The organism is Pseudomonas sp. 67(2021), assembly GCF_017491835.1.
GTDB classification, from domain to species: Bacteria; Pseudomonadota; Gammaproteobacteria; order Pseudomonadales; family Pseudomonadaceae; genus Aquipseudomonas; species Aquipseudomonas atacamensis.
In genome coordinates this window covers 762,278-787,505 of sequence record NZ_JAFGYL010000001.1, presented here as the reverse complement: position 1 = coordinate 787,505, position 25,228 = coordinate 762,278, and the positions used below count along the sequence as shown (strand labels likewise).

29 protein-coding genes are annotated in these 25,228 nt (G+C 59.9%); 19 read left to right on the top strand and 10 right to left on the bottom strand.

The features are described 5' to 3' along the window. Positions 1 to 248, top strand: a 248-nt coding sequence (locus tag J5M66_RS03590) for a hypothetical protein (RefSeq protein WP_207807656.1), incomplete at its 5' end; no start/stop codon positions are given. A gap of 195 nt (positions 249 to 443) precedes the next feature. On the opposite strand, the gene J5M66_RS03585 is transcribed toward J5M66_RS03590, so the two are convergent. Both J5M66_RS03585 and J5M66_RS03580 read right to left on the bottom strand, forming a co-directional pair. Beyond that, positions 444 to 1,664, bottom strand: a complete 1,221-nt coding sequence (locus tag J5M66_RS03585; RefSeq protein WP_123441960.1) for a CaiB/BaiF CoA-transferase family protein — start codon at positions 1,662 to 1,664, stop codon at positions 444 to 446. A gap of 14 nt (positions 1,665 to 1,678) precedes the next feature. Continuing rightward, positions 1,679 to 2,860 (bottom strand): acyl-CoA dehydrogenase, encoded by a 1,182-nt coding sequence (locus tag J5M66_RS03580; protein WP_207807655.1) that lies wholly within the window; start codon positions 2,858 to 2,860, stop codon positions 1,679 to 1,681. A gap of 157 nt (positions 2,861 to 3,017) precedes the next feature. Between J5M66_RS03580 and J5M66_RS03575 the strand changes: the two genes are divergently transcribed. From J5M66_RS03575 to J5M66_RS03530, 10 genes are all read left to right on the top strand, one after another. Further along, entirely contained in the window at positions 3,018 to 3,917 is a 900-nt protein-coding gene (locus tag J5M66_RS03575) for a LysR family transcriptional regulator (protein WP_207807654.1), read from the top strand. A gap of 434 nt (positions 3,918 to 4,351) precedes the next feature. Beyond that, positions 4,352 to 5,473, top strand: a complete 1,122-nt coding sequence (locus tag J5M66_RS03570) for a Re/Si-specific NAD(P)(+) transhydrogenase subunit alpha (RefSeq protein ID WP_207807653.1) — start codon at positions 4,352 to 4,354, stop codon at positions 5,471 to 5,473. 15 nt (positions 5,474 to 5,488) lie between these two features. Further along, complete coding sequence (locus tag J5M66_RS03565; RefSeq protein WP_003220416.1) at positions 5,489 to 5,809, top strand: NAD(P) transhydrogenase subunit alpha; 321 nt, start codon at positions 5,489 to 5,491, stop codon at positions 5,807 to 5,809. Next, positions 5,809 to 7,242, top strand: coding sequence for an NAD(P)(+) transhydrogenase (Re/Si-specific) subunit beta (locus tag J5M66_RS03560; RefSeq protein WP_016772296.1), 1,434 nt, complete (start codon positions 5,809 to 5,811; stop codon positions 7,240 to 7,242). Before J5M66_RS03565 ends, J5M66_RS03560 begins: the two co-directional genes overlap by 1 nt. A 214-nt stretch (positions 7,243 to 7,456) precedes the next feature. Then, positions 7,457 to 8,950 (top strand): acetyl-CoA hydrolase/transferase family protein, encoded by a 1,494-nt coding sequence (locus J5M66_RS03555; RefSeq protein ID WP_207807652.1) that lies wholly within the window; start codon positions 7,457 to 7,459, stop codon positions 8,948 to 8,950. Positions 8,951 to 9,271: 321 nt separating this feature from the next. Beyond that, on the top strand, positions 9,272 to 9,487 hold the full coding sequence (locus J5M66_RS03550; protein WP_007911656.1) for a DUF1127 domain-containing protein: 216 nt from the start codon (positions 9,272 to 9,274) through the stop codon (positions 9,485 to 9,487). Between the two features lie 333 nt (positions 9,488 to 9,820). Then, positions 9,821 to 10,138, top strand: coding sequence for a DUF2388 domain-containing protein (locus J5M66_RS03545; RefSeq protein WP_016772298.1), 318 nt, complete (start codon positions 9,821 to 9,823; stop codon positions 10,136 to 10,138). Positions 10,139 to 10,246: 108 nt separating this feature from the next. Further along, on the top strand, positions 10,247 to 10,564 hold the full coding sequence (locus J5M66_RS03540; protein ID WP_024015031.1) for a DUF2388 domain-containing protein: 318 nt from the start codon (positions 10,247 to 10,249) through the stop codon (positions 10,562 to 10,564). 27 nt (positions 10,565 to 10,591) lie between these two features. After that, positions 10,592 to 10,912, top strand: coding sequence for a DUF2388 domain-containing protein (locus J5M66_RS03535; protein WP_041476450.1), 321 nt, complete (start codon positions 10,592 to 10,594; stop codon positions 10,910 to 10,912). Beyond that, positions 10,909 to 12,870: a DUF4105 domain-containing protein gene (locus J5M66_RS03530; RefSeq protein ID WP_130903249.1), complete on the top strand. Its 1,962-nt coding sequence runs from the start codon at positions 10,909 to 10,911 to the stop codon at positions 12,868 to 12,870. The genes J5M66_RS03535 and J5M66_RS03530 overlap by 4 nt, the downstream gene beginning before the upstream one ends. A gap of 58 nt (positions 12,871 to 12,928) precedes the next feature. On the opposite strand, the gene trpA is transcribed toward J5M66_RS03530, so the two are convergent. Both trpA and trpB read right to left on the bottom strand, forming a co-directional pair. Next, positions 12,929 to 13,738: a tryptophan synthase subunit alpha gene (trpA, locus tag J5M66_RS03525; protein ID WP_024015029.1), complete on the bottom strand. Its 810-nt coding sequence runs from the start codon at positions 13,736 to 13,738 to the stop codon at positions 12,929 to 12,931. Then, complete coding sequence (trpB, locus tag J5M66_RS03520) at positions 13,738 to 14,970, bottom strand: tryptophan synthase subunit beta (protein ID WP_016772302.1); 1,233 nt, start codon at positions 14,968 to 14,970, stop codon at positions 13,738 to 13,740. Before trpB ends, trpA begins: the two co-directional genes overlap by 1 nt. 113 nt (positions 14,971 to 15,083) lie before the next feature. On the opposite strand from trpB, the gene J5M66_RS03515 reads away from it, so the two are divergent. After that, positions 15,084 to 16,001 carry a LysR family transcriptional regulator gene (locus J5M66_RS03515; protein ID WP_207807651.1) on the top strand — a complete coding sequence of 306 codons (918 nt, stop codon included), beginning with the start codon at positions 15,084 to 15,086 and terminating at the stop codon, positions 15,999 to 16,001. On the opposite strand, the gene J5M66_RS03510 is transcribed toward J5M66_RS03515, so the two are convergent. After that, positions 15,974 to 16,300 carry a DUF883 family protein gene (locus J5M66_RS03510; RefSeq protein ID WP_024015027.1) on the bottom strand — a complete coding sequence of 109 codons (327 nt, stop codon included), beginning with the start codon at positions 16,298 to 16,300 and terminating at the stop codon, positions 15,974 to 15,976. The two genes, J5M66_RS03515 and J5M66_RS03510, sit on opposite strands and share 28 nt — an antisense overlap. 166 nt (positions 16,301 to 16,466) lie before the next feature. Between J5M66_RS03510 and J5M66_RS03505 the strand changes: the two genes are divergently transcribed. Further along, the gene (locus J5M66_RS03505; protein ID WP_016772305.1) at positions 16,467 to 16,682 is read left to right on the top strand and encodes a dodecin; all 216 of its coding nucleotides are present in this window, start codon (positions 16,467 to 16,469) and stop codon (positions 16,680 to 16,682) included. A 129-nt stretch (positions 16,683 to 16,811) separates the two neighbouring features. Then, entirely contained in the window at positions 16,812 to 17,036 is a 225-nt protein-coding gene (locus J5M66_RS03500) for a DUF1161 domain-containing protein (RefSeq protein ID WP_024015026.1), read from the top strand. Between the two features lie 164 nt (positions 17,037 to 17,200). Here the strand turns inward: J5M66_RS03500 and J5M66_RS03495 are convergent, their stop codons facing one another. Next, entirely contained in the window at positions 17,201 to 18,202 is a 1,002-nt protein-coding gene (locus J5M66_RS03495) for an LLM class flavin-dependent oxidoreductase (protein WP_024015025.1), read from the bottom strand. A 240-nt stretch (positions 18,203 to 18,442) separates the two neighbouring features. Here J5M66_RS03495 and J5M66_RS03490 point away from each other — a divergent pair, with 240 nt between their 5' ends. Together J5M66_RS03490 and J5M66_RS03485 are read left to right on the top strand one after the other, a co-directional pair. Continuing rightward, on the top strand, positions 18,443 to 18,874 hold the full coding sequence (locus J5M66_RS03490; protein WP_016772308.1) for an OsmC family protein: 432 nt from the start codon (positions 18,443 to 18,445) through the stop codon (positions 18,872 to 18,874). Between the two features lie 241 nt (positions 18,875 to 19,115). Continuing rightward, positions 19,116 to 19,355, top strand: a complete 240-nt coding sequence (locus J5M66_RS03485; RefSeq protein ID WP_206421294.1) for a DUF1161 domain-containing protein — start codon at positions 19,116 to 19,118, stop codon at positions 19,353 to 19,355. A 4-nt stretch (positions 19,356 to 19,359) separates the two neighbouring features. Here the strand turns inward: J5M66_RS03485 and J5M66_RS03480 are convergent, their stop codons facing one another. After that, positions 19,360 to 19,779, bottom strand: coding sequence for a hypothetical protein (locus J5M66_RS03480; RefSeq protein WP_125917046.1), 420 nt, complete (start codon positions 19,777 to 19,779; stop codon positions 19,360 to 19,362). A gap of 40 nt (positions 19,780 to 19,819) precedes the next feature. Continuing rightward, positions 19,820 to 20,242: a hypothetical protein gene (locus J5M66_RS03475; RefSeq protein WP_206421295.1), complete on the bottom strand. Its 423-nt coding sequence runs from the start codon at positions 20,240 to 20,242 to the stop codon at positions 19,820 to 19,822. A 58-nt stretch (positions 20,243 to 20,300) separates the two neighbouring features. Between J5M66_RS03475 and J5M66_RS03470 the strand changes: the two genes are divergently transcribed. Then, a complete protein-coding gene (locus J5M66_RS03470; protein WP_207807650.1) occupies positions 20,301 to 21,392 on the top strand; it encodes an aminopeptidase in 1,092 nt (363 codons plus the stop codon). Between the two features lie 99 nt (positions 21,393 to 21,491). Here the strand turns inward: J5M66_RS03470 and J5M66_RS03465 are convergent, their stop codons facing one another. After that, entirely contained in the window at positions 21,492 to 22,142 is a 651-nt protein-coding gene (locus J5M66_RS03465) for an HAD family hydrolase (RefSeq protein ID WP_024015022.1), read from the bottom strand. A 28-nt stretch (positions 22,143 to 22,170) separates the two neighbouring features. Further along, positions 22,171 to 22,716, bottom strand: coding sequence for a gamma carbonic anhydrase family protein (locus J5M66_RS03460; protein WP_016772314.1), 546 nt, complete (start codon positions 22,714 to 22,716; stop codon positions 22,171 to 22,173). An 89-nt stretch (positions 22,717 to 22,805) separates the two neighbouring features. On the opposite strand from J5M66_RS03460, the gene prlC reads away from it, so the two are divergent. Together prlC and J5M66_RS03450 are read left to right on the top strand one after the other, a co-directional pair. Further along, positions 22,806 to 24,857: an oligopeptidase A gene (prlC, locus tag J5M66_RS03455; protein WP_123441974.1), complete on the top strand. Its 2,052-nt coding sequence runs from the start codon at positions 22,806 to 22,808 to the stop codon at positions 24,855 to 24,857. Further along, positions 24,854 to 25,144 carry a YheV family putative zinc ribbon protein gene (locus tag J5M66_RS03450; protein WP_016772316.1) on the top strand — a complete coding sequence of 97 codons (291 nt, stop codon included), beginning with the start codon at positions 24,854 to 24,856 and terminating at the stop codon, positions 25,142 to 25,144. The genes prlC and J5M66_RS03450 overlap by 4 nt, the downstream gene beginning before the upstream one ends. Positions 25,145 to 25,228: the final 84 nt, after the last annotated feature.

Here is a 25,228-nt window from a genome sequence, read left to right as displayed (position 1 = left end):
CAACCGAGGCGCGCATTCTACAGCAGCCTCATTTGCTGTCAAGTGATTATTTTCAGAAGTTTTCGAAGAATTCTTCAACAACTTCAACCACTTGCGCTTCCGATCTCTCGTTAGCGGGAGGCGAATTATACAGCGTTAATCGCTGCTGTCAACACCTCTTTTTCTCCGCTTTCGACCGAGAAGATCGAACCGTTAAAAGAGCCAAACATCACCACTCTCTCAACTCCTTCCAGGCTTCGATGATCTGAAGCAAGCCGCTGTCGAAAACTGCGTAACTCTTTGAATCTCAAGGAGTTTTCCGTTTCGACTGCGCCGGAAGTGGGGCGAATTATAGACCTCTGGAATCTGCCGTCAACCGTTAATTTCGCTTTTCTTTCAATAACTTGCGTATTGGTTAAAAAACATCCAATCAGATGAGAAAAGAGCTCTTCTATATAGAAGACTTAAAGGACGCCTTCCTCCTTCAACATAGCCACCGCGCCTGCCCCCAGACCCAGCACCCGTTGCAGAACCTCTAATGTGTGCTCACCTAATAAAGGAGGCGCATGACGATATTCAACGGGCGTCTCCGACAATCGAATCGGGCTGGCCACCTGGGGCACCATCCCCGCCAATGCATGAGGCAGTTCGATCGCCAGACCGCGCGCCTTCACTTGCGGATCTTCAAACACCTGCGACAGATCATTGATCGGCCCACAAGGCACACCCGCCAGCTCCAGTTGTGCAACCCACTCGGCCGTGGTCTTGAAGACCGTAGCTTGGCGGATCAACGGGATCAGCACCGCGCGGTTCGCTACCCGCAGCTTGTTGGTCGCGAAGCGCGGATCATCCGCCCACTGCGGTTGCCCCGCGACTTCGGCGAACTTGCGAAACTGCCCGTCATTGCCCACGGTGAGGATGAAGTCGCCATCCGCCGTAGGAAAGTCCTGATAAGGCACGATGTTGGGATGTGCATTGCCCAGACGCTTTGGCGCACTGCCGGTGGTCAGGTAATTCATCGCCTGGTTCGCCAGACACGCGACCTGCACATCCAGCAACGCCATATCGATGTGCTGGCCGCCACCGTCGTGATCGCGATGAGCCAACGCCGCGAGGATCGCCACCGTTGAATACAGCCCAGTAAGAATATCCGTGAGCGCGACGCCGACTTTCACCGGACCGGCGCCCTCATCTCCTTCAGGCCGGCCGGTCAGGCTCATCAAGCCGCCAAGCCCCTGGATCATGAAGTCATACCCTGCGCGCTTCGCGTACGGGCCGGTCTGGCCGAAGCCGGTGATTGAGCAGTAGATCAGATTCGGGTTGAGAGCCCTCAGCGACTCATAGTCCAGACCATAGGCCGCCAGACCACCTACTTTGAAATTCTCAATCAGAATGTCCGACTTCGCCGCCAGGTCGCGCACCAGCTTCTGCCCTTCAGGGCGGGTGAAGTCGATGGTCACCGATTGCTTGTTGCGGTTTGCCGAGAGGTAATAAGCCGCTTCCGACGTGTTCTCGCCGTAAGCGTCTTTAAGGAAGGGCGGACCCCAGGCGCGGGTATCATCACCATTGCCCGGGCGCTCGACCTTGATCACTTCGGCGCCAAGGTCGGCGAGGATTTGCCCGGCCCAAGGCCCGGCCAGCACTCGCGATAAATCCAGTACCCGCAGATGCGACAGCGCGCCCATGGTCCGCCCTCCTATTAATAGAACGCCTGCAGACCGGTTTGTGCACGCCCGAGGATCAGCGCGTGAACGTCATGGGTACCTTCATAGGTATTCACCACTTCCAGATTGACTAGATGACGAGCGACACCGAACTCATCGGAGATGCCATTGCCACCGAGCATGTCCCGCGCCATTCGCGCAATATCCAGCGACTTGCCGCAGGAGTTACGCTTCATGATTGAAGTGATTTCAACGGCGGCCGTGCCTTCGTCCTTCATCCGGCCCAAGCGCAGGCAGCCTTGCAGTGCCAGAGTGATCTCGGTCTGCATGTCGGCGAGCTTTTTCTGTACCAGCTGAGTTGCGGCCAGCGGACGACCGAACTGCTGACGATCCAGAGTGTATTGGCGCGCGGTGTGCCAGCAGAATTCGGCCGCGCCCAGCGCGCCCCAGGAAATGCCATAGCGTGCGGAATTGAGGCAGGTGAAAGGGCCTTTCAGGCCACGGACATCCGGGAAGATGTTTTCTTCCGGCACGAACACGTTGTCCATGACGATCTCACCGGTGATCGAAGCGCGCAGGCCGACCTTGCCGTGAATCGCCGGAGCGCTCAGACCTTTCCAGCCTTTCTCCAGAACGAAGCCACGGATATCGCCAGCATCGTCCTTGGCCCAGACCACGAACACGTCAGCGATCGGGCTGTTGGTGATCCACATCTTCGCGCCAGTCAGGCTGTAGCCGCCATCGACTTTGCGCGCCCGGCTTTTCATCGCGCCCGGATCGGAACCATGGTTCGGCTCGGTCAGGCCAAAGCAACCGATCCATTCGCCGGATGCCAGCTTCGGCAGATACTTCTGTTTCTGTGCCTCGGTGCCGAATTCGTTAATCGGCACCATCACTAGCGAGGATTGCACGCTCATCATCGAGCGGTAGCCGGAGTCGACGCGCTCGACCTCTCGGGCAATCAGACCGTAGCTGACATAGTTCAGACCGCTGCCACCGTATTGTTCGGGAATGGTCGCACCGAGCAGGCCGACTTCACCCATCTCGCGGAAGATTGCCGGATCTGTCTTCTCATGACGGAAAGCTTCGAGCACACGCGGCGCCAGACTCTGTTGAGCGAACTGCGCGGCGGTGTCGCGGATCATCCGCTCTTCTTCGGTGAGCTGTTGATCCAGCAGCAGGGGATCGATCCAATTGAAACTAGCTTTACCGCCCATGAGTGTGCCCTCGCAATCGGGTGAATTAACGTGGCATTGATCCTAGGCGCGGTTCGCCATCGCGGCAAACGAGGATTTCGCATCCTGTTGTGCTAATTTCTCACTCCGAAACGTCGCGAATAGCCTTTTATGCGGCGCATTAGTGAGGTTGACGTACATGCGCAGGAAGATCCCCAGCACCGCCGCCCTGATCAGTTTCGAAGCTGCCGCCCGCCATGAGAGCTTTACCCGTGCTGCTGAAGAACTGTCGCTCACCCAAGGCGCCATTTGCCGACAGATCGCCAGCCTGGAAGATTTCCTCAGCGTGGAACTGTTCCGACGCTCGCGACGTGGAGTGAAACTGACCGAGGCGGGTCTTTCCTACAGTCGCCGGGTGGCGACTCAGCTCGATGCGGTGGAGCGCGACACCCTTTCGGTGATGGGCCAGCAGGGCACCAACGTCATCGAGCTCGCCGTCGTCCCGACCTTCGGCACGCAATGGCTGCTGCCACGCCTCAAGGATTTCCAGCTCAAGCACCCGGAAGTGACCGTCAACCTGACCAACCGCACCCGGCCGTTCCTGTTTGCCGACACCGAATTCGATGCCGCGATCTACTTCGGCGATGCCGATTGGTCGGGTACCGAATCCCACAGATTGATGGGCGAGAATCCGATGCCGGTGTGCAGCCCCGCCCTACTCGGCGATCGCAAGCAGCTGACAGCGCAAGCCATCGCTGAACTACCGCTGCTGCAGCAAACCACCCGACCTTACGCCTGGCGCCAATGGTTCAACTCGCAACAGCTGAATATTCCGCGCGACATGACCGGCCCACGCTACGAGCTATTCTCCATGCTTGCCCAGGCAGCCATGCACGACATGGGCGTCGCGCTGATTCCGCCGTTTCTGATCCAGCGCGAGCTGGCAGAGAAACGTCTGGTGGTTGCCAACCCTCAAGCGCTCTCCAGCATCAAGGCCTATTACCTGATGATTCCAGAGCGAAAGGTCGAATCGGCATCGCTGAAGGCATTTCGCGACTGGCTGGTAAATCAAGCGCAGAGCTACAGCCTAGAAGAATAAAGGCTTTGCGCAATACTTAACCCCGTAGTCAGAAAAACCAAAGCCCTACAGATATAACTATTTGTCGCTTTTGCGCAGACTGTATCCGAAAGTCGTACAGACGTCCCACAAGCTGCCAAACACGTGGCTTTGAGCCTCTAATGGCGACTCATTACTGCCTATTCACGCCACCGATGCGAATTTTTTTCAAATTCAGCCAGAATCCATGCAGGGCACGGCCTGCAAGGGGTTCAACTGGCCATCTGCGACATTCGGTCACGGCATGACTTGTAGTTAATTTTCCGTCACCCGTCATAATCCCTTGAAGGGCATAAAGTTCGCCTGCAAAATGCCGCGCCCCGCCCTGATTCGGCGGGATCGTGCTGATCGGCCGCCCCAGTCGCACCATCCGTAGTGCATGGGTTTACTCAATAAGATCACGCAGGAGATTTGACGTGCACATTGGTGTTCCTCTCGAAACCCAGACCGGTGAAACACGGGTTGCTGCAACCCCGGAAACCATCAAGAAGCTGATCAGCCAAGGCCATAAGGTCACTGTGCAAAGCGGCGCTGGCGTCAAAGCCAGTGTCGTCGACAGTGCCTATGAAGCGGCCGGCGCAAGCATTGGCAGCGCCAATGACGCGTTTGGCGCCGAGCTGATTCTCAAAGTGATCGCGCCAAGCGATGCCGAACTGACGCTGATCAAGCGCGGTGCGGTGCTGGTGGGCATGCTCAACCCATTCAACAACGAGACCATCGCGAAGATGGCCGAATGCGGCATTACCGCGTTCGCCCTCGAAGCGGCGCCGCGTACCTCGCGGGCGCAGAGCCTTGATGTGCTGTCGTCGCAGGCGAATATCGCCGGCTACAAAGCGGTGTTGCTCGCGGCTCACTATTACCCACGCTTCATGCCGATGCTGATGACTGCTGCGGGTACCGTGAAAGCGGCGCGCGTGCTGATTCTCGGCGCGGGCGTGGCCGGTTTGCAGGCGATTGCCACGGCGAAGCGTCTGGGTGCGGTGATCGAAGCGTCCGACGTGCGTCCGGCCGTAAAGGAGCAGATCGAATCCCTCGGCGCCAAGTTCGTCGATGTGCCTTACGAGACCGATGAAGAGCGTGAATGCGCCGTAGGTGTCGGCGGTTACGCTCGACCAATGCCGGCGAGCTGGATGCAGCGTCAGGCCCAGGCCGTGCACGACCGGGCCAAGCAGGCTGACATCGTCATCACCACTGCGCTGATTCCGGGTCGCAAGGCACCGACGTTGCTCAGCGCCGAGACCGTGGCGCAGATGAAACCGGGTTCGGTGGTCATCGATCTCGCCGCCGCTCAGGGTGGCAATTGCCCGCTGACCGTCGCCGATCAGGTCGTTGTGGAAAACGGTGTGACCATCGTCGGCCCGACCAACCTCGCCGGTGAAGTCGCTGCCGATGCTTCGGCGCTGTACGCACGCAACCTGCTGGACTTCCTCAAGCTGGTGTTCACCAAGGAAGGCCAGTTCGACGTCAACCTCGAAGACGACATCGTCGCCGCGTGCCTGATGTGCCGCGACGGCCAAGTCATCCGCAAAAACGCCTAAGCAGGGATTCAGACGATGGAAGAGCTTATCTCCCCCGGTATCTACAACCTGATCATCTTCGTGCTGGCGATTTATGTCGGTTACCACGTGGTCTGGAACGTTACGCCTGCGCTGCACACGCCGTTGATGGCGGTGACCAATGCCATTTCCGCGATCGTGATCGTCGGCGCCATGCTCGCCGCCGCGCTGACCGTTACGCCGCTGGGCAAGACCATGGGCACGCTGGCTGTGGCACTGGCGGCGGTCAATGTGTTTGGTGGCTTCCTGGTCACCCGCCGCATGCTTGAGATGTTCAAGAAGAAAGCCCCGAAAGCAAAAGAAGAGGCGCCGAAGTAATGAGCATGAATCTCGTCACGACGCTCTACCTGATCGCGTCGATCTGCTTTATCCAGGCCCTCAAAGGCCTGTCGCACCCGACCACTTCGCGGCGCGGCAACCTGTTCGGCATGCTCGGCATGGCGCTGGCAATCATCACCACGGTCGGCCTCATCTATAAGTTGGGCGCTGAACTGGCCACGGCTGGCATCGGTTATGTGATCGTTGGCTTGCTGGTCGGCGGTACCGCCGGCTCGATCATGGCCAAGCGCGTTGAAATGACCAAGATGCCGGAACTGGTAGCGTTCATGCACAGCATGATCGGCCTCGCGGCGGTGTTTATTGCCATCGCGGCGGTGGTCGAGCCGCAATCGCTGGGTATCGTTAAACAACTGGGCGATGCGATTCCGGCGGGCAACCGTCTGGAGCTGTTCCTCGGTGCTGCGATCGGTGCTATCACCTTCTCGGGTTCGGTGATCGCCTTCGGCAAGCTCTCAGGCAAATACAAGTTCCGTCTGTTCCAGGGCGCACCGGTACAGTTCGCCGGTCAGCACAAGCTCAATGCGGTTCTGGGTCTGGCTACGCTGGTTCTCGGCCTGACCTTCATGTTCACCGGCAACCTCACGGCGTTCGCACTTATGCTGGCGCTGGCGTTCGTGATGGGCGTGCTGATCATCATCCCGATCGGCGGCGCCGACATGCCGGTGGTGGTGTCGATGCTCAACAGCTATTCCGGCTGGGCGGCGGCGGGCATCGGTTTCTCGCTGAACAACTCGATGCTGATCATTGCCGGCTCGCTGGTGGGTTCGAGCGGTGCGATTCTCTCGTACATCATGTGCAAGGCGATGAATCGCTCCTTCTTTAATGTACTGCTCGGCGGTTTCGGCAATACGGCAGATGCAGGCCCTGCCGGTGCGCAGGAAGCTCGCCCGGTGAAATCCGGTTCGGCTGATGACGCAACCTTCCTGCTGACCAACGCCGACACCGTGATCATCGTCCCGGGCTACGGTCTGGCAGTGGCCCGTGCACAACACGCACTGAAGGAACTGACCGAGAAGCTGACCCATCGCGGCGTGACCGTGAAGTATGCGATTCACCCGGTGGCCGGTCGCATGCCTGGGCACATGAACGTCCTGCTCGCCGAGGCCGAAGTGCCTTACGACCAGGTGTTCGAGATGGAAGACATCAACTCCGAGTTCGGTCAGGCCGACGTGGTGCTGGTGCTCGGCGCAAACGACGTGGTCAACCCGGCCGCGAAGAACGATCCGAAGTCACCGATTGCCGGTATGCCGATTCTCGAAGCGTTCAAGGCCAAGACCATCATCGTCAACAAGCGCTCGATGGCCAGCGGCTACGCCGGCCTGGACAACGAACTGTTCTATCTGGACAAGACCATGATGGTCTTCGGCGATGCGAAGAAAGTCATCGAAGACATGGTCAAAGCGGTCGAGTAATTCACCGCTGCAATAGCGAACGCCCCGACTTGTCGGGGCGTTTTTGTTTGCGCCAGACGCTGGACAATTTGCCTCGTTGTTGCAGATCCGGTAACGGTGTTTTACTGCAAACCCGCGAAATAGAGGCCTCGTTTGCGACCTTGGTAGCGGGACAGGCGCCGGCCAAATTAACTAGACTGCGCATCCTGCTACTCGTTGCCCGAGATAATAATCCATGTACCGTGACCGTATTCGCCTGCCTTCGTTGTTGGACAAAGTGATGAGCGCTGCCGACGCCGCTGCTCTGATTGAGGACGGCATGACCGTCGGCATGAGCGGTTTCACCCGCGCCGGCGAAGCCAAGGCCGTTCCCCATGCACTGGCCGAGCGCGCCAAGGTCACGCCGCTGAAGATCAGCCTGATGACCGGCGCCAGCCTGGGCAACGACCTTGACAAGCAACTGACCGAGGCCGGCGTGCTGTCGCGGCGTATGCCGTTTCAGGTCGACAGCACGTTGCGCAAGGCAATCAACGCCGGCGAAGTGATGTTCATCGACCAGCATCTCTCGGAAACCGTAGAGCAACTGCGCAACCAACAGTTGAAGCTGCCGGACATTGCCGTCATCGAGGCAGTCGCCATCACCGAACAAGGCCATATCGTGCCGACCACTTCGGTGGGCAACTCAGCCAGCTTCGCGATCTTCGCCAAACAAGTGATCGTCGAGATCAACTTGGCCCACAACGCCAACCTCGAAGGCCTGCACGACATCTATATCCCGACGTACCGCCCTACGCGCACGCCAATCCCGCTGGTGAAAGTCGACGATCGCATCGGCAGCACGGCAATTCCGATTCCGCCGGAGAAGATCGTTGCGATTGTCATCACTCAGCAGTCGGACTCGCCGTCCACAGTGTCGGTACCGGACGTTGATACCAACGCTATCGCCGAACACCTGATCACCTTCTTCAAGCAGGAAGTTGCGGCCGGCCGCATGACCAACAAGCTCGGCCCGCTGCAAGCCGGAATTGGCAACATCGCCAACGCGGTGATGTGCGGCTTGATCGACTCGCCGTTCGAAGACCTCACCATGTACTCGGAAGTGCTCCAGGATTCGACTTTCGACCTGATCGATGCCGGCAAGCTGAGCTTCGCCTCGGGCAGTTCGATCACCCTGTCCGAGCGGCGCAACAGCGACGTGTTCGGCAACCTGGAGAAGTACAAGGACAAACTGATTCTGCGGCCGCAGGAGATCTCCAATCACCCGGAAGTGGTGCGCCGTCTGGGCATCATCGGCATCAACACCGCGCTGGAGTTCGATATCTACGGCAACGTCAACTCCACCCATGTCTGCGGCACGCGGATGATGAACGGCATCGGCGGCTCCGGCGACTTCGCGCGCAATGCGCATCTGGCGATATTCGTGACCAAGTCGATCGCCAAGGGTGGCGCGATTTCCAGCGTGGTGCCGATGGTCAGCCACGTCGACCATACCGAGCATGACGTCGACATCCTGGTGACCGAAGTCGGCCTCGCCGACCTGCGTGGCCTGGCGCCACGGGAGCGTGCACGAGTGATCATCGACAACTGCGTGCATCCGGACTTTCGCCAGGCACTGAATGACTACTTCAGCGCTGCCTGTGCAATCGGCGGTCATACCCCGCACATTCTGCGCGAAGCACTGAGCTGGCATATGAACCTGGAAGAAACCGGGCGCATGCTGGCAGTGTGATTCACACAGATAACCACCGAGGCAAACACAGTTTTGCATCGGTGGATGCCCGCGAGAAGCAGGATTGCAAAAAACTGTACTGCTGTACCGGTCTTTTCCTACAGCAAAGCCCTACTCAATCCCCTGATACGAGCGGAAATGCACCAATCAAGTGCGGACAGGTACAGTTTGCCCAATTTCGACCCGTACACCATCCATAAACAGTTAACTGCTCACTCACAATACAAATGAACTGTATCTACAGAGACTATCCAAACGAGAGGATCATGGGCACCAGTCAAACCACTACCTGATCCCGCCACAAGCGGAAGGATGTCAACCATGGAACGTACACTCAGTTCCGAACTGTTCTTCGAAGACAAAGCTGTAAACACCCAGGCTTCCCTGCCTCTGCGCGTTATTGCCAACCTGATGTTGTGGCAGCGCCGCATCTCCAGCCGCCACCAATTGGCCCGTCTGGATTCGCGTCTGCTGGCTGATGCCGGTATCAGCGAAGCACAACGCTACGAAGAGCTGAGCAAGCCGTTCTGGCGCTAAGCAGCGTCGCTGGCTCTGGTCGTCAGACCCACCGCCAGCAACCCGAATTGCACAAGCAGAACCCGTCGTGGGCAACCACGACGGGTTTTGTCGTTTCAGGGCTTTGAATTCTCTAAAACGCATAACTGAACGAGCACAGGTACAATTTACGAACACCTCAAATAACACCAGTACAGTTATGCAGAACCTTTGGAGTATCACTGGCCACCACTGGGCGAACCGGATTCGGCAGCCTAATATCCATGCAGAACGTGGCGAACGTTGCGCAATAGGCGTCTGACTCCTCAGATACCGAGCCACCTCTCACTACGGTTTATCCAAAGGAGTTCCATCATGACCCGTCTTCGCCTGCTCAGTGCCGCCGCCCTGCTGGCCGTGGCTGCCAACGCCAGTGCTACCAGTTTCATCGTGACCACCGACTCGATCGTCGGCGCGCTGAAAGCCACTTCCGACGCCACTTCCGATGTGACCTCCTCGTTCCGTGACGACAAGATCGTCCTCGCCGCCCGCGACGATGCCGCCAGCTTCGTGGCCAGCGAAGGCGATATCCGTGGAGTGAAGCTGGAAAGCGCGCTCGATCACATCCGCCATCAGGCGCCCCAACTCAATGCCACCGATGCCCAATTGGCTCAGGCCATTCTGACCCTCTGATCGTTTGCGGTATTGCGGGACACGCCAGCCGTGTCCCGATGTTTCAACGCTGGCTCTGGCCCGGGCATTTGCGCTAGCCTTCAGGCTCGTTAACAGTTGTCGAGTCCCATGCGCTTTCTTCCAAACCTGCTCATCTCTTCTGCCTTGTTCAGCGCCTGCTGGGCGATGTCTGCCAATGCCTTCGATGCTTTCAATGCATCGACCCAAGGCACGGTTGTCAGCGGTTACGCGACCAGCATGGTGTCTTCTGCGCCGTTCGACCGTAAACTGCTGCTCGCCGCCCATGATGATGCGGCCGCCTTTGTTGCCAGTGACGGTGAATGGCGAGGCGCACGGCTGGAGTCCGCGCTGCATTACCTGCGCAAAACCCGGCCGAAACTTCATGCCAGCGACCTTGAACTGGCAGAGGCAATTCTCGTCCAATAGTTATCCTTGTCCTTCCGGAGTCGTTCCATGCGTAGCCCGCTGATTGCTGCCGCCCTTGGCCTGTTTGTGTTGGCCGATGTGGCCCAGGCGCACACCCTGGTAGCCACCAGTAACATCATCGTTCGTGCCTCCCAGCGCAGCATCGATTTCACTTCCGATACCACCACGTCGATTCGCGATTCGAAAATCATCCGCGAAGCCCACGACGACGCCGCCAGTTTCGTCGCCAGCAACGGTGACATCCGTGGCGCGCACCTCGAAGCCGCCCTCAACACCTTGCGCACTCGCGTGCCGGAAGCGCGCGACGCCAGTGATCAGGTACTCGCCGAAGCCATTCTCGCACTGTGAAGTCCGTTGGCGCCTGGCTGCTGGCCGGGGCGTTGTTGCTGCTTGGCAACAGCGCCCACGCCGGCCTGCAATTGCGGCTCAAGACCGAGGGTCTGAGCCCGGCTCAACAACAGGCCAGTCAGGCGCTGATCGATGAGGCGATGGCGAAACTGCCGCCGAGCTTCATCGAGCGGCTGGATCGGCGCATCGACGTCGGCTGGACCGACGACATGCCTGCCAACGCTTACGGGCAGGCGACGCTGGTGTCCGAGCTCGATCTGAACCGCAAGCTGCTCGCCAGCCTCACCGATGGCAGCGCGGCGAAAGAGAAAACCAATCGTCCTCACGGCACTGTGCGCCAGGAACTGCTGGCCACAGTGCTGCACGAAATCACGCATATCTACGACCGCGCGCGTTTATGGCCGAGCGCCGAGCGCACGTTGATCCAGCGCTGCACCCGACGCTTCAACAGCGCCGGGCTGATCGGCATTCCCGATGAGTGTCGCGGGCAGAACGGTCGCCGCTTCACCATCAGCGATGACCCGCGCCTGCTCGATCTGGCCGGGTGGCAACAGTACGTCGGCCGCCGTGGCGAGCGTGAACAACACAACCGTCAGATCGCCCGCAGTCCGGATCTTTACGAGATCTCCAGTCCCAAGGAATTCGTCGCGGTCAACATGGAGTACTTCCTCCTCGACCCGAGCTACGCCTGCCGCCGCCCGGCGCTGTATCGCTACTACAAGGAACATTTCGGCTGGGCGCCGCCAGCGCAGGACACCTGCAGCAAGAGCTTCGCCTTTCTCAATGCGGGCAATGACTTCGCTAAGCAGCCTCTGGGGCAAGTCGATCCGGAACGGGTCTACGCGGTCGATTACCTGCTGGCCGAGGCCAATCAGAACTGGGTCAGCCGCTGGGGCCACAGCATGTTGCGCCTGGTGATCTGCGCCCCCGGTCGCCCGCGTGGCCCGGATTGCCGCCTCGACCTCGATCAACACCTGGTGCTGTCCTATCGCGCCTTCGTTGGCGATGTACAGCTGTCGAGCTGGGACGGACTGGTCGGCAAATACCCGTCGCGGCTGTTCGTGTTGCCGCTGGCGCAAGTGATCGACGAATACACCAAGACCGAGCTGCGCAGTCTCGCTTCGGTGCCGCTGAACCTGTCTCGCGAGGAAATCGAAGGCGTCGTCGAACATGCTGCCGAGATGCACTGGAGCTACGACGGCAACTATTTCTTCCTGTCCAACAACTGCGCGGTAGAGGGTTTGAAACTGTTGCGCAGCGGCAGCAATAACAGCCAACTGGTCGGCCTCGACAGCATCATGCCCAACGGCTTGCTGGAAGTGCTCAAGGGCCGTGGTCTGGCCGATACCAGTGTGCTCGACAATCCGAAAGAAGCGCTGCGTCTAGGTTACCGCTTCGACTCGTTCCGCGATCGTTATCAGGCGATGTTCGATGTGTTGAAGAAGCAGCTGCCGATCAAGCAGACCACTGTCGAAGACTGGCTGTCACTCAGCGCTGAACAACGCCGCGAATGGTTCGACCGCGCCGACCTGCGCACCAGCGCGGCGCTGTTGCTGCTTGAGCAGGCCAGTTTCCGCCGGCAGTTGTTACTGGCGCAGGATGAGGTCAAGCAACGCTACCTCGGTGCCCGCGAGCTGGAAAACGGCGGCATGGACAAAGCCAATGCGACCTTGCAGGAGATCCTCGCCAACAGTGGTTTCCTCAGCCGCCCGGCGGAACTGCTCGACTCCAAAGGTTACGGACTGCCTCAGCCGAGCGAGTTCGGCCGACTGGAAGCGGAAAGCAGCCAGCGGCAGAAGAAGCTGCTGGCACTGTCCGGCGATCTCGATACCGAAGTGCGCAAGCTGCTTGAACCCAAGCGCGCCGCCGAGATTGCCGCCAGCGAGGCCAACGTCAAGCAGATTGGCGAGCATCTGCGCAAACTGCACAAGGCTTCGGGCGGACTGCAATTACCCTGAGCACAAAAAAAGGCTTCAGAACGCCTGTTCTGAAGCCTTTTAGTTTTCACCTGCGGCTTTAGACGCGAGCCTTGCGCACGCCTTGGGACAGCGCCGAACACAAGCTCAACACGCCATCGATGGCCTGCTCAGGCGTATCGGCACTGGCGATGTGATCGATCAACGCCGAGCCCACCACCACACCGTCAGCCAGACGCGCGATGGCCGCGGCCTGCTCCGGTGTACGGATACCGAAGCCAATGCTGATCGGCAGGTCGGTATGCCGACGCAGACGTGCAACCGCCTCTTCCACATGTTCCAGAGTCGCTGCACCTGCGCCGGTGACACCCGCGACCGACACGTAGTAGACAAAACCGGAACTGCCGTTGAGCACACGCGGCAGACGTGCGTCGTCGGTGGTCGGCGTGGTCAGGCGGATGAAGTCCAGGCCAGCAGCCTGCGCCGGGTCGCACAGCTCTTCGTTGTGCTCTGGTGGCATGTCGACCACGATCAGGCCGTCAACGCCAGCCTCTTTGGCTTCGGCGATGAAACGCTCGACGCCGAATTTGTGGATCGGATTGAAGTAACCCATCAACACCAGCGGCGTGTCGCTGTTGCCTTCACGGAATTCGCGAACCATTTGCAGGGTTTTCGCCAGATTCTGTTTGGCGCCCAGGGCGCGAATGTTGGCCAACTGGATTGCCGGGCCATCGGCCATCGGATCGGTGAACGGCATGCCCAGCTCGATCACATCGGCACCTGCGGCAGGCAGGCCTTTGAGGATCGCCAGCGAAGTGTCGTAGTCAGGATCACCGGCAGTGACAAAGGTCACCAGCGCCGCGCGGTTCTGTTGCTTGAGGTCGGCAAAGCGGGTTTGCAGGCGGCTCATCAGTGTTTCTCCTGCTGCGACTGTTGCATATGGTGCATCACGGTTTGCATGTCCTTGTCGCCACGGCCCGAGAGGTTGACCACCATCAGGTGATCCTTCGGCAGCTTCGGTGCGCGTTTGAACACTTCGGCCAGGGCGTGGGCGCTTTCCAGGGCAGGAATGATCCCTTCCAGACGGCAGCATTTGTGGAACGCTTCAAGGGCTTCGTCGTCGGTTACCGAGGTGTACTGGACGCGGCCGATGTCGTGCAACCAGGCGTGTTCAGGGCCGATGCCTGGGTAATCGAGGCCAGCGGAAATCGAGTGGGCGTCGATGATCTGGCCATCGTCGTCCTGCAACAGGAAGGTGCGGTTACCGTGCAGCACGCCCGGCACCCCGCCGTTCAGGCTGGCCGCGTGCTTGCCGGTTTCGATGCCGTAACCGGCGGCTTCGACGCCGATGATCTCCACGCTCTTGTCATCGAGGAACGGGTGGAACAGGCCCATGGCGTTGGAACCGCCACCGATGCACGCCACCAGGCTGTCCGGCAGACGACCTTCCTGAGCTTGCAGTTGATCGCGGGTTTCCTTGCCGATGACGGCCTGGAAGTCGCGAACCATTGCTGGATAAGGGTGCGGGCCGGCCACGGTGCCGATCAGGTAAAAGGTGTTGTCGACGTTGGTCACCCAGTCACGCAGGGCTTCGTTCATCGCGTCTTTGAGGGTGCCGGTGCCAGCCACGACCGGAATGACTTCAGCGCCGAGCAGCTTCATGCGGAAGACGTTGGCCTGCTGACGTTCGATGTCGGTGGTGCCCATGTAGATCACGCAGTCCAGCCCGAAACGCGCAGCAACGGTGGCCGTGGCCACGCCGTGCATGCCGGCGCCGGTCTCGGCGATGATGCGCTTCTTGCCCATGCGCCGCGCCAGCAGGATCTGGCCGATGCAGTTGTTGATCTTGTGCGCGCCGGTGTGGTTCAGCTCTTCGCGCTTGAGGTAGATCTTCGCGCCGCCGCAGAACTCGGTCAGGCGTTCGGCGAAATACAGCGGGCTCGGACGTCCGACGTAATCACGCTGGAAGTAGGCCAACTCTTCCTTGAATGCCGGATCTTCCTTGGCCGCTTCGTATTCGCGGGCCAGGTCGAGGATCAATGGCATCAGGGTTTCCGCTACATAACGGCCACCGAACGCACCGAACAGGCCGTTGGCGTCAGGGCCGTTACGCAGATCAGAGGTGTTCGAAGTCTGGGTCATGGGTCGCTCCAGGTGAATTCGGTCAGAAGACAATGACGATCACTCTACCCCTGACTTTCCAGGCTGAAAACCGATAAGATCGCCACAACCTGTCAGGAAAACTCACAGATACCATGAGCCATGACCTTCCCCCGCTGAATGCCTTGCGCGCCTTCGAGGCCACCGCCCGTCTGAACAGTGTGAGTCAGGCTGCCGAACAGCTGCACGTCACCCACGGTGCGGTCAGCCGCCAGCTCAAGGTGCTTGAAGAACATCTAGGGGTGAGCCTGTTCGTCAAGGACGGACGCGGCTTGAAACTCACAGATGCCGGAGCGCGTCTGCGCGATGCCAGCGCTGAGGCGTTCGATCGGTTGCGCAGTGTTTGCGCCGAACTTACGCAAAGCACAGCGAATGCGCCGTTCGTGCTGGGTTGTTCGGGGAGCCTGCTGGCGCGCTGGTTTATTCCGCGTCTGGGGCGGCTGAATGCCGATTTGCCTGATCTGCGCTTGCACCTGTCGGCCGGTGAAGGCGATCTCGATCCCCGGCGCCCGGGCCTTGATGCGTTGTTGCTGTTCGCCGAACCACCGTGGCCGGCCGATATGCAGGTCTATGAACTGGCGGCGGAACGCATCGGCCCCGTAATGAGCCCGTTGTATAGCGGTTATCAGAAGCTGCACACCGCTGTGGCCGCAGATCTTTTTGATGAGCCCTTGCTGCACACCACCTCTCGCCCACAAGCCTGGCCCAGCTGGGCGCAGCAAAACCACCTCGATCCCAAGGCGTTGAAGCTCGGGCAAGGTTTTGAGCATTTGTATTATTTGCTGGAGGCGGCTGTTGCAGGTCTCGGCGTGGCAATCGCGCCGGAGCCGCTGGTAACCGAAGATCTGAAGGCGGGTCGCCTGGTTGCGCCGTGGGGCTTTTGCGAAACCCCGGCGCAACTGGCGTTGTGGCTACCCAAGCGCGCCGCAGACGGACGCGCCCGGCAACTGGCGCAATGGCTCAAAAACGAGCTGCGCCAGACTGATCACTCACCGCGCTTGAACAAAAAGTAGGCGGCGAGCAGACCGATTGCACCGACAGCCACGCCGGCTGTGGTCCATGGGTGTTCCTGCGCGTAGTCACGAGTGGCAATGCCGGTCTCGCGGGTTTTCACTTTGACTTCTTCGTACGCGTCGCTGAGCAGATGACGGGAATGTTTCAGCGCACTTTCGGCGTTGCCTTTCAGCGCCTTGAGGGTCTTGCGCGACTCGTCCGAAGCATCGTCTTTCAAGCTTTCCAACGATTTGAGCAGACTCTCGATCTCGGCTTCCATGCTTTGCAACGAGGCTTTACGTAAAGAGGTGTTGGCCATGGTGGCTCTCCTGCATTGGTGATGAGTGGCGTGTGTTGGTTGGGACTTCAGCACGTCGAGAAAGTGCAGAAATTCTGAACTTCGGCAGCGCAGCGGCGCCGAAATCATCAGTGCAATTGCCTGCTAGGCTCAATTTCACACGCCATTCCAACCCAAGGAGAACGCCATGAGTGACCATCACACCTACAAGAAAGTCGAGCTGGTCGGCTCGTCCACTACCAGCATCGAAGACGCCATCAACAATGCACTGGCCGAGGCGAACAAGACCCTGCGCAATCTGGAATGGTTTGAAGTGACCGAAACCCGTGGCCACATCGAAAATGGCCAGGTAGCGCACTTTCAGGTCACGCTGAAAGTCGGCTTCAAGATTGCCGCCAGCTGAGTTTGAGCTAGTCTTCTGAACTTGCGCGCTGGCCGAGTGCCATAGGGAATGGCAAAGCGCTACAAGGTGAGCGCATCGGGTGGATGACTCGATGCCCGCCTCTTTCAATCCGACCAGGGAGTGCGACCGATGAAGAAGTTCATGTTGGCAGTAGGTTTGTTGAGCCTTGCGGGTGGTGCGTTTGCAGCCGGCAAGCCATGTGACGAGCTGAAAAGCGAAATCGCCGCGAAGCTCGACGCCAAAGGCGTTTCCGGATATTCGCTGGAAGTTGTCGACAAGGGTGCGGCGGCTGATGGTGACGTCGTCGGCAGTTGCGAAGGCGGCAGCAAGGAAATCGTCTACAAGCGCGGTTGATTGCGCCTGAAATACAAAAGCCGACGTGGATGCGTCGGCTTTTTTGTGGACGATGATTTTCCGGGTAGGAGCTGCAGCATGCTGCGATCTTTTGTTCTTGACTTCAAATCACAATCAAAAGATCGCAGCCTCGTTGCACTCGACAGCTCCTACAGGGGTGCGCTTTATCCCTTCATGACTTGGGCCAGCAGCTCGTAGGAATGCACGCGATCGGCATGCTCGTACAGGTCCGAGGTGAAAATCAGCTCGTCCGCCTGGGTCTGCTCGATCAACACCTCAAGCTTGGCACGGATCTTCTGCGGGCCGCCGACCATGGCGAGGCCGAGGAAATCGCCCACTGCCTCACGTTCATGGGGCAGCCACAGACCGTCCATGGTTTTCACCGGCGGACGCTGCACCAGGCTCTGGCCACGCATCAACGCAAGAATGCGCTGGTACACCGACGTCGCCAGGTAATCGGCTTGCTCATCGGTATCCGCTGCCACCAGCGGCACGCCGAGCATCACGTACGGCTTGTCGAGCACCGCCGACGGTTTGAAGTGATTGCGGTAGATGCGGATCGCCTCGTGCATGAAGCGCGGCGCGAAGTGCGAGGCGAAGGCGTAAGGCAAGCCGCGCTCACCCGCCAATTGCGCACTGAACAGGCTTGAGCCGAGCAGCCAGATCGGCACGTTGGTGCCGGTGCCGGGCATGGCGATCACCCGCTGCTCCGGGGTGCGCGGGCCGAGGTAGCGCATCAATTCGGCAACGTCTTCAGGGAAGTCGTCAGCGCTGCCCGAGCGCTCACGGCGCAAGGCGCGGGCGGTCATCTGGTCAGAGCCGGGCGCGCGGCCCAGACCCAGGTCGATGCGTCCAGGGTACAGGCTCTCGAGGGTGCCGAACTGCTCGGCAATCACTAGCGGCGCATGGTTGGGCAGCATCACCCCGCCGGAACCGACGCGGATCGTCGACGTGCCTCCGGCCAGATAGCCGAGCAACACCGAAGTGGCCGAACTGGCGATGCCGTCCATGTTGTGGTGTTCGGCGACCCAGAAGCGCGTGTAGCCGAATTTCTCGGCATGCTGCGCCAGGTCCAGCGAGTTGCGCAGCGATTGCCCCGCGCTGCCGTTTTCGCGCACCGGCACCAGGTCGAGGGTGGAAAATTTAACGTCGGACAGTTTTTTCATTAACCTGCATCTCCGGGTGGGGAGGCAGGTTTTTCTTGCGAACGAAAACCTGCCAAATCCATAAGCGTGTTTTATGGAATGAGGGCATATACCCGAGATTCAATAGCAGCGACGAAATTTCCTACTAAAAAAGTCAACGATTCAGCCAGGCTGAACTTTGTTCCGCCGTCTATCCTCAGAAGCCTTGCTAGTAAAAACCGCGACGGCGCGGCGTTCCGCGCCATATTTGAGGAGGCAGACATGGCTATCGTGAAAAAGGCATCGGCGCATTGGGAAGGCGATCTGAAAACCGGTCTCGGCTCGATCTCCACCGAAACCGGCGTACTGCGCGAAGCGCCGTACGGCTTCAAGGCGCGCTTTGAAGGCGGCAAAGGCACCAACCCGGAAGAACTGATCGGCGCGGCCCACGCCGGCTGCTTCTCCATGGCGTTTTCGATGATTCTCGGCGATGCCGGCCTGAAGGCAGACAGCATCGACACCAACGCCGAAGTCACCCTCGATCAGGTTGACGGCGGCTTCGCGATCACTGCGGTGAAACTGATTCTCAAGGCGAAGATCCCGGGCGCGACTCAGCAACAGTTTGAGGAGTTGAGCAACAAGGCCAAGGAAGGGTGCCCGGTTTCCAAGGTGCTGAATGCGAAGATCACGCTTGAGGCTTCGCTGGTCAGCTGATTCGGCGTTTGCCGGGCTGACGCCTTCGCGAGCAGGGCTCGCTCCCACGGGGGATTTGTGCACGTCGCAGATCCAGTGTGTGAGCGAGCTTGCTCGCGAAGGCAGTCTCGAAACCTGCTCAGCGGCCGGCAATTAATACAAGGTGTGCGCAAAGTCAGAACCCGCTCTGCAGAAATGTGGTCGAATAATCGACAGCAGCTTCAGCGCACACCCGTGCGCGCTGCCTCAAGGAGCTTCATCGATGAAACGTATTGGCTTGGCGATCCTTTGCAGTGCACTGGCCACGACCGCTATCGCAGCCCCCAAAAAATGCGAGGAGCTTAGAAAGGAGATCGAGATCAAGATCCAGGCGAAGGCGATCCCAACGTACACCCTGGAAATCATCACGGCGGAAGAGGCGAAGCAGCACGACTCAGCCATGATCGTCGGCACTTGCGAGAACGGTACCAAGCGCATCATCTACCAGAAAAACGACAGCTGAAGCGCTAGATGATGCAGTGGAACTCGCGGTCTTCAGCAACGATCTCGCGCTTGGCATTGTACAAACGCGCGCTCGGCGTAAACGCCAGCGAGCGGCCTTCCAAGAGATAACGCTGGCCGGCCTCGAAGTGGTCATAGCGGATCGTCAGATAACACAAACGCTCCACCGGGCCGGTGAGCAGACTGCCACCGCCGCCAAACACTTCGAAGTCGAAACGCACCCGCAACTCATGGCTACCGGGCGTCACCTGGAAGAAACGCCCGTCGTTCAAGCGCTGGTTGTCGAGACGCTCGGCCATCAGCAACTTGCCGCCGGGGCTTGGCGTAGAGAAGTCGACCCAGGCCATGTGCGGGTCAACCGGTGGCAATGGCGTCTGGCAACCGGCGACTAGACCGACAACGAGCAACAGCAGCAAGGTACGCATGATGGATATCCGCAGATTCGAATAGCCAGCATAGCGCCGATCAACTGCTCTGACAGCCCGCCGGCGTGCCCTGACCGACAACCTTGCGCTGTTCGTCATAAAGCTTGGCCCAAGGCCGGAAGCCGATACTGCCCGCCTGCAGCTGATAGCGCTGGCCGGCGGTGAAGTCCTTGAATTTCACGCTCAACTGGCAATCGCGCCACAGCGGTTCGGCAGTCGGGCCGATGTTGGTGGCCTCGACCGGGAATTGATAGCGCACCTTCAGCTCATGGCTGCCGGGCTGCACTTCGAAATAACGTTTGTCGACAGCCTGTGTGGCATCGACTTGTACGGCTTGCAGCGCCGTGTCGTGTTGACGAGCGTCAAGATCGATCCAGGCTTGCGAAGGGTCGGGGTCGGGCATTCCGAATCCGGCACAACCGGCCAGCGTCAGCAGGCCTCCTGTCAGCATCAACATGCGCATAGCGGTGCTCCTTGAGGCGGGATAGTCTTGGGGCAGACTTTCCGGGGAATTTCTTATTTTGATCAGGCCGTTTTCCAGCCTTGGGTTACTTGATCGCGTTTTTCCGATTTTGTTTCCGGGTGTGTTGTTTTTGTTGCTCAACGGTTGCACCAGCGTCAGCTATTACAGCCAGTTGGCCAGCGGCCAACTGCAATTACTGCGCGCACGGGAGCCGGTCGAAAAAGTCATTGCCGACCCCAGCCGCGATGCCAGATTGCGCGCGCATCTGGCTCAATCACAAAAGGCCCGCACGTTCGCCAGCGAGCATCTGCACTTGCCGGACAACCAGAGCTATCGTCTGTACGCCGACATCGGTCGCCCGTTCGTGGTGTGGAACGTGTTCGCCACCGCAGAGTTTTCCCTGACCCCGCACAATCACTGCTTCCCGATTGCCGGCTGCGTGGCCTATCGCGGCTACTACAGCCAGAGCGCCGCCCGTGGCGAAGCGGCGCTTCAGCGCTTGCAGGGCATGGACGTGTCGATCGGCGGGGTCGAGGCGTACTCGACGCTCGGCTGGTTCAATGACCCGATTCTCAATTCGATGATGGGCTGGGGCGACGAACGGCTGGCCACGTTGATCTTTCATGAACTGGCGCACCAGAAGTTCTATGTGAAGGACGACACTGAATTCAACGAGTCTTTCGCCACCTTCGTCGAGCAGGAAGGCACGCGGCAATGGCGCGCGTTCCGCGGGCTGCCGGCGGAGTCGGATGCGAGGCTCAAGCAGCGTGACCAGTTCATCGGTCTGGTACTCGACACGCGCTCACGGCTGGAGACGCTGTATGCGCAGCCGCTGTCGGTTGAGCAGATGCGTGAGCGCAAAGCAGCTGAATTCGAGCGCTTGCGCCGGGAGTATCGGGTCATGCGCGACAGTCAGTGCGCTGGGGACAAGCGCTATGACGCCTGGGTCAATGCGCCACTGAACAACGCGCGGTTGTTGCCGTTCGGGCTGTATGACCAGTGGGTGCCGGCGTTTGCGGCGGTGTTCAGGCAGGTGGGTGAGGATTGGTTGAGGTTTTATGCCGAGGTCGAGCGGTTGGGACGGTTGCCGGTTGATGAGCGTAAGGCGGCTTTGAGGGCCTTGGCAGTTCCTGAGTCCTCCAGCGGCTGAACGGGCCTCATCGCTGGCAAGCCAGCTCCCACAGGGACAGCGGTGAGCCTGAAGAATCGCTATCCTGTGGGAGCTGGCTTGCCGGCGATAACCATCTGCTCAGCGCTGCAAAAACGCCTGATGTAACTCGTCCAAGGTTTCAAAGTGATAAGCCGGCGCCTCGGCATTCAGTTCTTCAAAACTGCCGAACCCATAGCCCACCGCCGCCGCATCCAGGCCATTGCTGCGCGCGCCGATCAGGTCGTGCTTGCGATCGCCGATCATCAGGGTCTGCGCGGGGTCCAGGCGTTCTTCCTCAAGCAAGTGCGCAATCAGCTCAACCTTGTTGGTCCGCGTGCCATCCAGTTCGCTGCCGTAGATCACTTTGAAGTGGCGGGCGAAGTCGAAGTGCCGGGCGATCTCGCGGGCGAACACCCACGGTTTGGAGGTGGCGATGTACAACTGCCGCCCCTGCCCGCTCAAGGTTTCCAGCAACGGCGTGACCCCGTCGAACACCCGATTCTCGTAGAGCCCGGTGACCTTGAAGCGCTCGCGATAGAAATTCACCGCTTCCCAGGCCTTGGCCTCGTCGAAGTCGTAGAACTGCATGAACGCTTGCAGCAGCGGCGGGCCGATGAAGTGTTCCAGTTTGCTCAGATCCGGTTCGTCGATGCCGAGATTGGCCAAGGCAAATTGAATTGAGCGGGTGATGCCCTCACGCGGGTCGGTCAGGGTGCCATCGAGGTCGAACAGTACAGTCTGGTAATGCATGGAAATTCCCGAGCAGGTGTAAGGCGATTCAGAGCTGGTCGTAGCCTTCGGCCAGATGCAGGTCCTTGAGCTTGACGTAGTTCGCCGCGCTGTACGTAAAGAAGGCGTTTTCCTTATCGGTCAGCGGGCGCACTTGCTTGACCGGGCTGCCGACATACAGGAAGCCGCTCTGCAGGCGCTTGCCCGGCGGCACCAGGCTGCCGGCGCCGATGATCACGTCGTCCTCGACCACGGCACCGTCCATGACGATGCTGCCCATGCCGATCAACACGCGGCTGCCAACGGTGCAGCCGTGCAGCATGACCTTGTGGGCGATGGTCACGTCATCGCCGATCAGCAATGGAAAACCGTCCGGGTTGAACGGGCCGGCGTGGGTGATGTGCAGCACGCAGCCATCCTGCACGCTGGTGCGCGCACCGATGCGGATGCGGTGCATGTCGCCACGGATCACCGTCAGCGGCCAGACCGAGCTGTCTGCGCCAATTTCGACGTCGCCGATCACCACCGCCGAACCGTCGACGAATGCGCCGTTGCTCAGGCGGGGGGTGTGATTCTGGTATTTGCGAAGGGACACGATTAGTTCTCTCTCTGTCGCCGATAGCTGCGGTGAGTGTCGATTGTAATTAAGATGGGCGCATGTTTCTTCCAGCCAAGGTGCCAACCGTGAGCGTGAACAACCCTCTTTTGCAGTCCTACGACCTGCCGCCGTTCTCCACGATCCGTGCCGAACACGTCCTGCCCGCCATCGAAACCATCCTCGCGGACAACCGCGCCGCCATCGCCGAAATCCTCAAGACCCAGGGCAAGAACCCGACCTGGGCCGGTCTGGTGCTGGCGATGGACGAACTCAATGATCGTCTCGGTGCGGCGTGGAGCCCGGTCAGCCATCTTAACGCCGTGTGCAACAGCGCCGAATTGCGCGAAGCCTACGAGTCGTGCCTGCCGGCCCTGAGCGCCTACTCCACCGAAATGGGCCAGAACCGCGAACTGTTCCAGGCGTATGAAGCGTTGGCCAACAGTCCGGAAGCTGCCAGTTTCGACGTCGCGCAAAAAACCATTCTGGAACACGCCCTGCGCGATTTCCGTCTGTCGGGTATCGATCTGCCGGAAGCCGAGCAGAAACGTTACGCCGAAGTGCAGAGCAAACTGTCCGAGCTCGGAAGCCGCTTCTCCAACCAGTTGCTCGATGCCACGCAGGCGTGGACCAAGCACATTACCGACGAAGCCGCCCTTGCCGGCCTGACCGATTCGGCCAAGGCGCAGATGGCTGCCGCAGCCCAGGCCAAAGGCCTCGACGGCTGGCTGATCACCCTGGAATTCCCCAGCTATTACGCGGTGATGACCTACGCGCAAGACCGTGCGCTGCGCGAAGAAGTCTACGCCGCCTACTGCACCCGTGCCTCGGATCAAGGCCCGAATGCTGGCCAGAACGACAACGGTCCGGTGATGGAAGAGATCCTCGCCCTGCGTCAGGAACTGGCCCGACTGCTGGGTTTCGCCAGTTTCGCCGAACTGAGTCTGGCGACGAAAATGGCCGAATCCAGCGATCAGGTGCTGAGCTTCCTGCGCGATCTGGCCCAACGCAGCAAGCCGTTCGCCGCGCAGGATCTGCAACAGCTGCGCGCTTACGCTGCCGAACAGGGCTGCGCCGATCTGCAAAGCTGGGACAGCGGTTTCTACGGTGAAAAACTTCGCGAGCAACGCTACAGCGTCGCTCAGGAAACCCTGCGAGCCTACTTCCCGATCGACAAAGTCCTCAGCGGCCTGTTCGCCATCGTCCAGCGTTTGTACGGCATCGAGATCGCCGAGCAGAAAGGCTTCGACACTTGGCATCCGGACGTCCGCCTGTTCGAGATCAAGGAAAACGGCCAGCACGTCGGCCGCTTCTTCTTCGACCTGTATGCCCGCGCCAACAAGCGTGGCGGCGCGTGGATGGATGGCGCCCGCGACCGTCGTCGCACCGTCGACGGAGTGCTGCAAAGCCCGGTCGCCAATCTGGTGTGCAACTTCACCCCGGCCGACAGCGGCAAGCCTGCGCTGCTGACCCACGATGAAGTGACCACCCTGTTCCACGAGTTCGGCCACGGCCTGCATCACCTGCTGACCCGCGTCGAACACGCTGGCGTATCCGGCATCAACGGCGTGGCCTGGGACGCGGTCGAGCTGCCGAGCCAGTTCATGGAAAACTGGTGCTGGGAGCCGGAAGGCCTCGCGCTGATCTCCGGCCACTACGAGACCGGCGAGCCACTGCCGCAGGACCTGCTGGAAAAAATGCTCGCGGCGAAGAACTTCCAGTCCGGGCTGATGATGGTGCGTCAGCTGGAGTTTTCGCTGTTCGACTTCGAACTGCATGCCACCCATGGCGATGGCCGCAGCGTGGCGCAAGTGCTCGAGGGCGTGCGTGACGAAGTGTCGGTGATGCGTCCACCGGCTTACAACCGCTTCCCCAACAGCTTTGCGCACATCTTCGCTGGTGGTTACGCGGCGGGTTACTACAGCTACAAGTGGGCTGAAGTGCTGTCCGCCGACGCCTTCTCGAAGTTCGAGGAAGACGGCGTGCTCAACGCTGAAACCGGTCGTGCGTTCCGCGAAGCGATTCTGGCGCGCGGCGGCTCGCAGGCACCGATGGTGCTGTTCGTCGACTTCCGTGGCCGTGAGCCGTCGATCGACGCGCTGTTGCGCCACAGCGGCCTGAGTGAGGACGCGGCAGCATGAGCGACGGCCCTGTGATCACCAAGAAGCGCTTTATCGCCGGGGCGGTCTGCCCGGCGTGCAGCGAGCCGGACAAGTTGATGATGTGGAACGAAGACGGCGTGCCACACCGCGAATGCGTGGCTTGCGGCTACTCCGACACCCTCAACGAGCAGGGCCTGTCGGTGCCCAAAGAACTGGGCACGCGGGTCAATACCAGTGCGCTGAAGCCTGCCGCCGACAAAAAGGTCCAGGCCGTGCAGTTCTTCCCCAACCCCAAGTTGAAGAAAAAGCCCGACGAGCAACAGTGACAACTACCGCCACCTGCCGATGATCGTCGTCAGGTGGCGGTAACTATCTACCACCTCGCCCCCGCGCTTCGTGATTAGGCTGGT

Excerpts from the sequence above, each read along its gene's own strand:
- J5M66_RS03485 (WP_206421294.1), top strand. The coding sequence starts at position 19,116 with ATGAAACGTATTGGCTTGGCGATCCTTTGCAGTGCACTGGCCACGACC.
- J5M66_RS03545 (WP_016772298.1), top strand. The coding sequence starts at position 9,821 with ATGACCCGTCTTCGCCTGCTCAGTGCCGCCGCCCTGCTGGCCGTGGCT.
- J5M66_RS03560 (WP_016772296.1), top strand. The coding sequence starts at position 5,809 with ATGAGCATGAATCTCGTCACGACGCTCTACCTGATCGCGTCGATCTGC.
- J5M66_RS03495 (WP_024015025.1), bottom strand. The coding sequence starts at position 18,202 with ATGAAAAAACTGTCCGACGTTAAATTTTCCACCCTCGACCTGGTGCCG.
- J5M66_RS03540 (WP_024015031.1), top strand. The coding sequence starts at position 10,247 with ATGCGCTTTCTTCCAAACCTGCTCATCTCTTCTGCCTTGTTCAGCGCC.
- trpA (WP_024015029.1), bottom strand. The coding sequence starts at position 13,738 with ATGAGCCGCCTGCAAACCCGCTTTGCCGACCTCAAGCAACAGAACCGC.
- J5M66_RS03465 (WP_024015022.1), bottom strand. The coding sequence starts at position 22,142 with ATGCATTACCAGACTGTACTGTTCGACCTCGATGGCACCCTGACCGAC.
- J5M66_RS03480 (WP_125917046.1), bottom strand. The coding sequence starts at position 19,779 with ATGCGTACCTTGCTGCTGTTGCTCGTTGTCGGTCTAGTCGCCGGTTGC.
- J5M66_RS03550 (WP_007911656.1), top strand. The coding sequence starts at position 9,272 with ATGGAACGTACACTCAGTTCCGAACTGTTCTTCGAAGACAAAGCTGTA.
- J5M66_RS03505 (WP_016772305.1), top strand. The coding sequence starts at position 16,467 with ATGAGTGACCATCACACCTACAAGAAAGTCGAGCTGGTCGGCTCGTCC.
- J5M66_RS03575 (WP_207807654.1), top strand. The coding sequence starts at position 3,018 with ATGCGCAGGAAGATCCCCAGCACCGCCGCCCTGATCAGTTTCGAAGCT.
- J5M66_RS03510 (WP_024015027.1), bottom strand. The coding sequence starts at position 16,300 with ATGGCCAACACCTCTTTACGTAAAGCCTCGTTGCAAAGCATGGAAGCC.
- J5M66_RS03450 (WP_016772316.1), top strand. The coding sequence starts at position 24,854 with ATGAGCGACGGCCCTGTGATCACCAAGAAGCGCTTTATCGCCGGGGCG.
- J5M66_RS03555 (WP_207807652.1), top strand. The coding sequence starts at position 7,457 with ATGTACCGTGACCGTATTCGCCTGCCTTCGTTGTTGGACAAAGTGATG.
- J5M66_RS03515 (WP_207807651.1), top strand. The coding sequence starts at position 15,084 with ATGAGCCATGACCTTCCCCCGCTGAATGCCTTGCGCGCCTTCGAGGCC.
- trpB (WP_016772302.1), bottom strand. The coding sequence starts at position 14,970 with ATGACCCAGACTTCGAACACCTCTGATCTGCGTAACGGCCCTGACGCC.
- J5M66_RS03535 (WP_041476450.1), top strand. The coding sequence starts at position 10,592 with ATGCGTAGCCCGCTGATTGCTGCCGCCCTTGGCCTGTTTGTGTTGGCC.
- J5M66_RS03565 (WP_003220416.1), top strand. The coding sequence starts at position 5,489 with ATGGAAGAGCTTATCTCCCCCGGTATCTACAACCTGATCATCTTCGTG.
- J5M66_RS03500 (WP_024015026.1), top strand. The coding sequence starts at position 16,812 with ATGAAGAAGTTCATGTTGGCAGTAGGTTTGTTGAGCCTTGCGGGTGGT.
- J5M66_RS03580 (WP_207807655.1), bottom strand. The coding sequence starts at position 2,860 with ATGGGCGGTAAAGCTAGTTTCAATTGGATCGATCCCCTGCTGCTGGAT.
- J5M66_RS03490 (WP_016772308.1), top strand. The coding sequence starts at position 18,443 with ATGGCTATCGTGAAAAAGGCATCGGCGCATTGGGAAGGCGATCTGAAA.
- J5M66_RS03585 (WP_123441960.1), bottom strand. The coding sequence starts at position 1,664 with ATGGGCGCGCTGTCGCATCTGCGGGTACTGGATTTATCGCGAGTGCTG.
- J5M66_RS03475 (WP_206421295.1), bottom strand. The coding sequence starts at position 20,242 with ATGCGCATGTTGATGCTGACAGGAGGCCTGCTGACGCTGGCCGGTTGT.